The 1,794-nt window shown below is 67.6% G+C and carries 1 protein-coding gene; it reads left to right on the forward strand.

The window, feature by feature from the left end:
- Positions 1-11: 11 nt before the first annotated feature.
- On the forward strand, positions 12-1,794 hold a 1,783-nt coding region (locus ACWDTI_RS27230), incomplete at its 3' end, for a condensation domain-containing protein (protein WP_449741262.1).

Consider the following 1,794-nt stretch of genomic DNA (forward strand, 5'->3'; position numbering starts at 1 on the left):
CGGTGACTCCGGTGGGTAAGTTGGACAAGCGGGGGTTGCCCGAGCCGGTGATCGAGGCCGGTGAGTTCGTGGCGGCGGCCGATGATGCCGAGGCTCTGGTGGCCGGGGTGTTCGCCGAGTTGCTCGGGGTGGAGCGGGTGTCGGTGACCGACAGTTTCTTCGACCTCGGCGGCAACTCACTGTCGGCGATGCGTCTGGCCGCCCGGGTCGGCGAGGCACTCGATGTCACCGCGACGGTGCAGGACATCTTCGAGGCGACCACCGTCCGCGAACTCGTCGTGCGGCTGTCCGGCCGCGGTGTGGCACTCGCCCCGGTGGTGGCCGTGGAACCACGGCCCGACCGAATCCCGCTGACCTTCGCGCAACAGCGGATGTGGTTCATCAACCGTCTCGACCCGGCGTCGCCCACCTACAACATTCCCGCCGTTCTGCGGCTGACCGGCAACCTTGACGTTCCGGCGCTGCACAGCGCTTTGATGGATGTCGTTGCGCGACAAGAGGTCTTGCGGACGACATTCCCGCCGTCGGTCGACGGCCCGTCTCAGTTGGTGCATGGGGTCGACGAGATCGGGCATCGCCTCGACTGGGCCGTCGTGGACTCACAGGCGGAACTCGAGGCCGCTGCCATCGCCGGCTTCGACGTCACCGTCGACTGGCCGGTGCGCGCTCGTCTCTGGTCGCTGCCGGACAACGAGCACTACTTCGCCCTCGTGGTGCATCACATCGCGGCCGACGGCGAATCCATGACACCGCTGATCAACGATCTGGTGCGGGCATACATCGCGCGCATGTCCGGTCACGAACCCGATTTCGACGCGCTGCCGGTGCAACTGGCTGACTTCGCGCTGTGGCAGCACCGTGTACTCGGCACCGCCGCCGATCCGGAATCCGTTGTCGGCGAACAACTGTCGTATTGGTCGGCGCAGCTCGCCGGACTGCCCGAGGTCCTCGAACTGCCGTCGGACCGTTCCCGGCCGCGTGTGGCGTCGAGTCGTGGTGCCCACGTGCAGTTCGAGGTGCCTGCCGATGTCGTCACCCGCATCGACCAACTGGCGAACGACCAACGCGTGACCCCCTTCATCGTCGTCCATGCGGCGCTCGCGGTGCTCCTCGCGCGACTCTCGGCGACCGACGACATCGCCGTCGGCACGCCGGTGGCCGGTCGCGGGCAGGCCGTGCTGGATCCGCTGATCGGCATGTTCGTCAACACGCTGGTCCTGCGCACCCATGTGCGCGAGGACCAGACCTTCACCGACTTCCTCGACGGGGTCCGCACCGTCGACCTGGCGGCCTTCGCGCACGCCGACGTGCCGTTCGAGACCGTCGTCGAGCACGTCGCACCGGTCCGGACCGAGGCCTTCGCGCCACTGGCGCAGGTGTGGCTCTCGCTCAACCAGCAGCTGCTCCCCGAAATGGGTTCCGGTGTCGCGGAGACGGATATCGGCGGATTGTCGATCTCGCCGGTCGATGCCCCGATCACCCCGGCAAAGGTCGATCTGCTCATCGGCATGGATGCGGCCGGTCCCGGGAAGGCGATGACCGGCTCGATCGTGTACGCGATCGACCTCTTCGATGCGGAATCCGTCCGCACGTTCGCCACCCGGTTCGTCGATCTGCTCGACGCCCTCACTCGATCACCGGAACTCCCGCTGCTCGCGGCGCCGATCCTCACATCGCAGGAACTCGACCGTCCGGTGGCCGTCTCGGGTGGGGTTGGTGTGGTGCCGGTGGTGTTGGGTGATGTGTTGGGTGGGGCGGTGTCGCGGTGGGGTTCGCGGCCGGCGGTGGTGGATG

The sequence above is a fragment of the Gordonia sp. NPDC003424 genome, assembly GCF_053588655.1.